The organism is Arminella tubonensis (assembly GCF_003240585.1).
Taxonomy (GTDB): Bacteria; Pseudomonadota; Alphaproteobacteria; order Rhizobiales; family Rhizobiaceae; genus Rhizobium; species Rhizobium tubonense.
The window spans coordinates 306,824-315,171 of sequence record NZ_PCDP01000059.1; the positions used below are offsets into that span (position 1 = coordinate 306,824).

The window sequence follows — 8,348 nt, forward strand, 5'->3', positions numbered from 1 at the left end:
TATTTCCCGATTAGGCGCTATAGACGACCAGCAGGTCCTTCGCGTCGATCTGGTCACCGGCAAGCACCAGCACTTCGGAGATCGTGCCATCCTTCTCCGCGTGCAGCGCCGTCTCCATCTTCATCGCCTCGATCGACACCAGCACATCGCCAGCTTTGATGACCTGTCCCGCCGAGACGAACACGCGCGAAATCACGCCCGGCATCGGCGCCCCGACCTGGGCAGCGTTGCCGGTCTCAGCCTTGCGGCGAACAGCACCGCCCGCGGCGCCATGGGCACGATCCGGCACCTTGATGCGCCGCGGCTGGCCGTTGAGCTCGAAGAACACGGTGACCATGCCCTTGTCGTCCGTTGCGGTCATTGCCTGGTTGACGACGACAAGCGTCTTGCCCTTCTCGATTTCGGCGAAAAGTTCGCCGCCTTCGGGCAGTCCATAGAAATAAGCCAGCGTCGGCAGTGCCGAAACCGGACCGTAGGTATCGGCCGCAAAGGCGAAGTCGGTAAAGACCTTCGGATACATCAGGTATGAGGCGAACTCGAAATCGTCGACCTTGCGCTCGAGCTTCGTTTCTATCTCAAGGCGCTCGGCATCGAGGTCGGCCTCGGCCAGCAGCGAGCCCGGACGCACGGTATAGGGCTTTTCGCCTTTCAGAGCCTTCTTCTGCAGCGCTTTCGGCCATCCGCTTGGCGGTTGCCCCAAATCGCCCTTGAGCATCGAGACGACCGATTCCGGAAAGGAGACTTCCCTTTCCGGGCTGACGACATCGGCGACGGTCAGGTCCTGGCTTACCATCATCAGCGCCATGTCGCCGACCACCTTGGAGGACGGTGTCACCTTGACGATATCGCCGAACATCTGGTTGGCGTCGGCGTAGGCCTGCGCCACTTCATGCCAGCGGCTTTCGAGCCCTAGCGAGCGAGCCTGTTCCTTGAGGTTGGTAAACTGGCCGCCCGGCATTTCGTGCAGGTAGACCTCCGAAGCCGGCCCCTTGAGGTCGCTCTCGAAGGCCGTGTACTGGTGACGAACCGCCTCCCAATAGAAGGAGATGCGGCGGATCCATTCCGGGTCGAGACCCGGATCGCGCTCGGTGCGGCTCAGCGCTTCGACGATCGAACCGAGGCAGGGCTGCGAGGTGTTGCCCGACAGCGCATCCATCGCCGCATCGACGGCATCGACACCGGCATCGACCGCAGCCAGCACCGTGGCTGCCGCAATGCCTGAGGTGTCATGCGTATGGAAATGGATCGGCAGGCTCGTCGCCTCGCGCAGGGCCTTGAACAGGATCTTCGCCGCGGCAGGCTTAAGCAGCCCCGCCATATCCTTCAGCGCGATGATGTGCGCTCCGGCTTTTTCCAATTCGACGGCAAGATCCGTGTAGTATTTGAGATCGTATTTGGGCCGAGCAGAATTGAGGATGTCGCCGGTGTAGCAGATCGCTGCCTCGCAGAGCTTGTTCTCCTCGATCACCGCATCCATCGACACCCGCATGTTCTCGACCCAGTTCAGGCAGTCGAAGACGCGGAAAAGATCGATGCCGCCCTTTGCCGCCTGGCGAACGAAATACTTGACGACATTATCAGGGTAATTGGTGTAGCCGACGCCGTTGGCACCGCGCAGCAACATCTGCAACAGCAGGTTCGGCGCACCTTCGCGGATCTGAGACAGGCGCTCCCAGGGGTCTTCGGTGAGGAAACGCATGGAGACGTCGAACGTCGCGCCACCCCAGCATTCGAGCGAAAGCAGCTGCGGTAGCGCCCGGGCATAGGTGCCGGCAACCTGCGCGATGTCATATGTCCGCATGCGGGTGGCAAGCAGCGACTGATGGCCGTCGCGCATTGTCGTGTCCGTGACCAGCACGCGTTTCTCGTTGCGCATCCATTCGCCGAATTTCTTCGGCCCGAGCTTGTCCAGGCGCTGCTTGGTACCGTCGGGGATCTTGCTGTCTATGTAGGGCAGGACAGGCTCGGCGATTTTCGACGACGGCGCCGGTCGCCCGCGCGCCTCGGGATGGCCGTTGACGGTCACGTCGGCAAGATAGGTCAGGAGCTTGGTGGCACGATCCTGTCGCTTCACCTGCTGGAAGAGCTCCGGCGTCGTGTCGATGAAGCGCGTCGTATAGGTGTTGTCGAGGAATTTCGGATGCGTGATGATTGCTTCGAGGAATGTAAGGTTGGTCGCGACGCCACGAATGCGGAATTCGCGCAGCGCGCGGTCCATTCGGCTGATTACTTCTTCCGGCGTCGGCGCCCAGGCGGTGACCTTGACCAGCAGCGGATCGTAGAAGCGCGTGATGATCGCGCCGGAATAGGCTGTCCCGCCATCGAGCCGAATACCGAAACCGGCAGCTGAGCGATAAGCGGTGATGCGGCCGTAGTCCGGAATGAAATTATGCTCCGGATCTTCCGTGGTGATACGGCACTGCAGGGCATGACCGTTGAGGCGGATATCCTTTTGCTCTGGAACACCTGAGCCGGGCGTGCCGATCGCATGGCCGTCAAGGATATGGATCTGCGCCTTGACGATGTCGATGCCGGTCACGACTTCCGTCACCGTGTGCTCGACCTGGATGCGCGGATTGACTTCGATGAAGTAGAATTTGCCGGTGTCGGCATCCATCAGATATTCGACCGTGCCGGCGCCGATGTAGTCGGTGGCGCCGGCGATCTTCAGCGAATAGGCAGCAAGCTCCTGTCGCTGGGCGTCGCTGAGATAGGGCGCCGGCGCGCGTTCTACGACCTTCTGGTTGCGCCGCTGGATCGAGCAATCGCGCTCGAACAAATGAACGACGTTGCCATGCGTATCGCCGAGAATCTGGCTTTCGACATGGCGGGCCCGCTCGACAAGCTTTTCGAGGTAGACCTCATCCTTACCGAAGGCTGCCATCGCCTCTCGCTTGGCTTCCGTGACTTCCTTGGCCAGATCCTTGGGATCGCGGATGGCACGCATGCCGCGACCGCCGCCGCCCCAGGAAGCCTTGAGCATGACCGGATAGCCGATCTCTTCGGCCATCTTGGCAACGACTGCCATATCGTCAGGAAGGGGATCTGTTGCCGGAACGACCGGAACGCCGACCGAGATCGCCAGGTTGCGGGCGGCCACCTTGTTGCCGAGCTGGCGCATCGTATCGCCCTTCGGGCCGATGAAGATGATGCCGGCCTCCTTGCAGGCATCGACGAATTCGGGGCTCTCAGAGAGCAATCCGTATCCCGGATGGATGGCATCAGCGCCGGAGAGCTTGGCGACGCGAATGACTTCATCGATCGATAGATAGCTTTCGATCGGCCCGAGATCACGGGCGAGATGCGGCCCGCGTCCGACCTGGTAGCTTTCGTCGGCTTTGAAGCGATGCAGCGCGAGTTTGTCTTCCTCAGCCCAGATGGCAACCGTTTTTATTCCGAGCTCATTGGCCGCGCGGAAGACGCGAATGGCAATTTCAGAACGGTTGGCTACCAGAATTTTGGAAATGGGCAAGGCGATCTCCTCAGCACGCGGAATGCGGGCATGCTGCACCCGCGAAGAAAATTCTTAACGTCTTGTCACAAGAAGTTCAATTTCCTCGGGCGTCTCCCGCGGAAAAATGTTGCACTCAGGAAATAAGGCCATATCGAAAGGCAAGTGCCACGATATGCTGTCTGTTCTTGGCCCTCAGCTTGTCCTGGATGCCGTTCATGTACCAATCCACGGTATGGTTCGAGATCGAAAGCAATTTGCTGATTTCCATCGAGGTCAGGCCATCCGCGAGATAATTCAATATCTCCATCTCGCGTCTCGTCATCCGTGTATCGGCGGCGGCCCCTTGCTCAAGAGCGTCGGCATCGCCTTTGAGCTCGAGAATTCGCCAGAAGGTTTTCTTCGCGATGGCCTCGAAAAGCGACATCTCCGACGGTGACAGATCGACCACGTCTCCACCAAGCGTCATATTGCCGAGCAATCCGTTCCGACCGTGGATCGGAAAGATATAGCCATCCAGCAGGCCGTGATTGCGGCCGTCCACCATCATCTGTTCCATGCGCCTGCGATGGGGATCCGCCCGGAAGGCTGTTACGGTATCCCGCCAGCGAAACGGCCGTTGCGCTCGGGAAAGATAGCGGATGGTGGGGTCGATGAGCACATATTTCTTGGCGATATAGACATGTGGCCATTTTTCAGGCCAACGCCCGGCAAGCACCAGGCTCATCGGATCGGAGTTCGGCTTCGGCTGCTTCAGAAGGCCGTAGAAGTCGAATTTATAAGAACGAAGCACACGCTCCAACTCGGCAACGACGTTCTCGCTTGTCCTGCACTCCTCGATGACGACAAGCAATTGTATTAACGAATGAATATTCACATATACCCCCTGGCAATCAATAATCTAGAAACAGTGCCGCAATATACCGTCCGTAACCATCGTCCGTTCCTCCTGATACGCAACGAAAAATCCACAACTGCCATGCCGCAAGCATGACGATTGCGACGAAAGCGAACAACCAGTTTCTGCGAAATTTCGCAGTCGACTTCAAACTATATTTCGGTCGAAATCGCTGCATTAGAACGGGCCGCACCATCGACAATCTGATTGTAGGCGCAGAGCTCGCGACTCCCAACCCTCTTGAGGGATGTTTCCGGATAATTCTGCAGGAAAAACAGCGTACAGATTCCGTTAATCGCCGGTTCAGGTAGCGAATTGTAGCATCGCAACATTCCGTATTTTGCAGATGCACATGAGGTATCGACGTGTCGCTATTCAAAGTTTACGCAAGAGCCTTGCAGTATCTCGCCGCATATAAGCTCCGCGTGTCTCTGGTCGTCTTCGCTAACGTCGTCCTGGCGGTGATAACGATTGCCGAACCCATTCTGTTCGGCCGCATCATAGACGCGATTTCGTCGAAAGAAACCGTTCGCCCCATCCTGATCATGTGGGCAGCCTTTGCCGTCTTCAACACCATCGCTTTTGTGGTCGTGGCTCGTGAAGCGGACCGGTTGGCACACGGCCGCCGGGCAACGCTTCTGACGGAGGCTTTCGGTCGCATCATTTCCATGCCGCTGTCCTGGCATAGCCAGCGCGGCACCTCCAATGCGCTTCACACCCTGCTGCGCGCTTGCGAAACCCTTTTCGGCCTTTGGCTCGAATGCATGCGCAACCATCTGTCGACCGTCGTCGCTCTTGCCCTTTTGATCCCGACCGCGATGTCGATGGATATGCGGCTGTCCGGCGTCCTCGTCGTGCTCGGCATTCTCTATTGGCTGATTGGCCGTGTCGTCATGAGCCGCACCAAGGACGGCCAGGCTTCGGTTGAAGACCACTATCACAACGTATTCTCGCATGTCAGCGATTCCATCAGCAACGTCTCGGTCCTGCATAGCTACAACCGGATCGAGGCGGAGACACGCGCGCTGAAGTCGTTTGCAGACCGCCTGCTCGCTGCACAGTATCCTGTGCTCGACTGGTGGGCCCTTGCCAGCGCCCTGAACCGCATGGCGTCGACTATCGCAATGATGATCATCCTGATCATCGGCACCATGCTTGTCCAAGACGGCAGCCTGCGCGTCGGCGATGTCATTGCCTTCATCGGCTTTGCCAACCTTCTGATTGGCCGCCTGGACCAGATGCGAAATTTCGCAACCCAGATTTTCGAAGCCCGCGCCAAGCTGGTTGAGTTCTACGCGCTTGAAGACTCGGTCCGCGACCGTGAAGAGCCTGCTGGTCTCGCCGAGATCAAGGACGTCAAGGGTGAGATCGAGTTCCGCAACGTCTCCTTCGGCTTTGGCGAAACGTCGCAGGGCCTCCATGACGTCAACTTTTCGGTCAAGGCCGGCCAGACGGTTGCGATCGTCGGCCCGACCGGTGCCGGTAAGACCACGATGGTGAACCTGCTGCAGCGCGTCTTCGATCCTCTGCAGGGCCAGATCCTTGTGGACGGAACCGACATCACCAAGGTGACCCGCAAGTCGCTGCGTCGCAACATCGCGACCGTCTTCCAGGATGCCGGCCTGCTGAACCGCTCGATCAGCGAAAACATCCGTCTCGGCCGCGAAGGCGCCACGGAAGAGGAAGTGATGGAGGCAGCAACGGCGGCTGCAGCTGCTGACTTTATCGAGACGCGCGACGAGGGCTATGACACCCGCGTCGGCGAGCGTGGCAACAAGCTCTCCGGTGGTGAGCGCCAGCGCATCGCGATCGCGCGCGCCATCTTGAAGGACGCACCGATCCTGGTGCTTGACGAGGCGACGAGTGCTCTCGACGTTGAAACCGAAAACCGCGTCAAGGCGGCGATCGACAACTTGCGCCAGAACCGCACGACCTTCATCATCGCCCATCGCCTGTCGACGGTCCGCGAAGCCGATGTCGTACTGTTTCTCGAGGACGGTCGCGTGATCGAGAACGGCGGCTTCAACGAGCTTAGCCAGAGCAACGGCCGCTTCGCTGCCCTGTTGCGCGCCAGCGGCATCCTGACGGACGAAGAAGTCCGCAAGGCACATGCCACGTCCGAAGCGGCCTGATCGCCGGACTTTCACCACCGACCCAACGCAAAAAGCCGGAAGAGCATCGCTCTCCCGGCTTTTGTCGTCTTTATGGACTTCGAGCTGAACGTCCTAGGCAAGATATCGCTAGTTTACGGATGCCAGTGTACTGTCAGTCGCCGAGTTCGGGGGCTCCCGCCACACCGGCAGCCAACCAACGGGCGACGTCACCTTTGCCGAGCCCGCCATGGCGGCGCCAGAAGAGTGGACGCCGCCCTTCCCTAAGGGGACGGCTCCCCCAGCATCCGCGGGGTGACCCGCTTGAGCAACGGCGAGATTGAAAGCTTTAGAGAAAGCCGCCTCAAAAGTGATGCGGCTTTTTCGGGAGGTTCTTGAACCTATCAGGATCAGGCGTCGCTGCCGTCGGTCGGATTGAGGGTAATGTCGCTGGCGACGCGGCAGTCTGGGTTCCCCTGCGTCTTGTCGACGGACCACTCGGGGGTCCATGGTCTATGTCCGCCTTGCGATAGCGATGTAGGACTTCAGTTTTGAGGTGGCAACGTCTCGGGCACCAATCCAAAGCAGTTGCTTGACGGCGTGGCCGGCAAGCTATCCACGCTCCCTGTTGAAGCTCCGGACATCCCTTATCGCGACCGGCACTGCCAGTGGCTTTGCCTGGCCGACGGCCTTGACGCCGTCGCGGACAAGCAGACGTTTGCGTTCCAGATGTGATGCGTAGGCAAGCTGAATGAGAATGCCGAGGACGACATAAAGTGGGCCGACAACATGGTCGTTGTTGGTGATATAGAGGATCACCTGCCCGACCATCGCCAGGATGGTGCCTGCGGCAAAAACATTCAGCGAATGCCGCCCGAGGATCGTCAATGGATGGTCGGACGACCTCCGCAGCCAGTGGGATATTGCCGGGATGTTGACGACGAGATAGGCGAGCGCCAGAACGTGCAACAGACGCGGCAGCGATAGGAAGGTCTTGTCGAAGCCAACGAGCACCAACGGAAGCCCCGAGGCGGCGAGCATATTTCCGATAGTCCAGAGTTTGAACACGACCCAGACGAACGACAGGAGGATATAGGCCACCGACAGCGCGAGAAGAGCCGGATGGCGGGGCAGCGAGCCGCCGCGCCGCACATGCATCATGCAGACGATGCCGATGACGAAGAGAAACTGCCAAGACAGAGGATTGAGGAACCAATATCCGTCGAGCAGCATGTTGTGTGGAGCAATCTGGTAGGCGCCGGCTAGAAACCAGATGCTGCCAGATACCAATAGCAGCAACAGCGGGCTATAGGCTTCGAGCAGGAGGATGAACGGGACGAGCAGCAGGAGTGCGCCGTACATTGGCAGGATGTTATTGTAGCCGATCTGATGGCCGAGAAGCAGCAGGGCAGGAATGCCTTCCTTGAGGTTCGTCAGCACCGGCAGGATGTTGATCTCGCAGAGCAGCCCCGGTCTGGCGAACAGCCATGCGCCGCAAATGAACAGCGCCAGCGTCATGAACGTCGTGATCATATGGGCCATGTAGAGAGTGAAGGCCCGCCTTGCCGCCTTGAGTGATGACGCCAGGCGATTTCCGGGGGTAAAGCGGCCGCCATAGGCAAGACCGATCGAAACGCCCGAAATCAGCACGAAGGCCTCGGCGGAATCAGAGAAGCCGAAATTCTTGGTGGTCAGGTTTTCGAAGATCTGGCCGGGAACATGATTGATGAAAATCGCCAGCAGCGCCAGCGCCCGTAGCACATCCAGCCGCGTGTCGCGCCATTCGGCTGTTCGGGAGAAACCATTCTGGCCGGTTGATATCGTACTGGTCTTCGGATTGGGGGCCATCGATCCTCTCCTGTTCCGGCTGTCAAACGCGACTGTGGCCAAAGGGTTCCCCCTCTGGCCA

General features: G+C 59.2%; 4 protein-coding genes. 1 reads left to right on the forward strand and 3 read right to left on the reverse strand.

Annotated elements, in window-relative coordinates; translation table 11 throughout:
- Nucleotides 1-10: 10 nt before the first annotated feature.
- Both pyc and CPY51_RS25935 read right to left on the reverse strand, forming a co-directional pair.
- A complete protein-coding gene (pyc, locus tag CPY51_RS25930; protein ID WP_111163081.1) occupies nucleotides 11-3,472 on the reverse strand; it encodes a pyruvate carboxylase in 3,462 nt (1,153 codons plus the stop codon).
- Between the two features lie 115 nt (nucleotides 3,473-3,587).
- Nucleotides 3,588-4,328 (reverse strand): helix-turn-helix transcriptional regulator, encoded by a 741-nt coding sequence (locus CPY51_RS25935; RefSeq protein WP_111163082.1) that lies wholly within the window; start codon nucleotides 4,326-4,328, stop codon nucleotides 3,588-3,590.
- A 386-nt stretch (nucleotides 4,329-4,714) separates the two neighbouring features.
- Here CPY51_RS25935 and CPY51_RS25945 point away from each other — a divergent pair, with 386 nt between their 5' ends.
- Complete coding sequence (locus tag CPY51_RS25945; RefSeq protein ID WP_111163084.1) at nucleotides 4,715-6,481, forward strand: glucan ABC transporter ATP-binding protein/ permease; 1,767 nt, start codon at nucleotides 4,715-4,717, stop codon at nucleotides 6,479-6,481.
- A gap of 570 nt (nucleotides 6,482-7,051) precedes the next feature.
- On the opposite strand, the gene CPY51_RS25950 is transcribed toward CPY51_RS25945, so the two are convergent.
- Nucleotides 7,052-8,287 carry an OpgC family protein gene (locus CPY51_RS25950; protein WP_111163085.1) on the reverse strand — a complete coding sequence of 412 codons (1,236 nt, stop codon included), beginning with the start codon at nucleotides 8,285-8,287 and terminating at the stop codon, nucleotides 7,052-7,054.
- Between the last annotated feature and the right edge of the window lie 61 nt (nucleotides 8,288-8,348).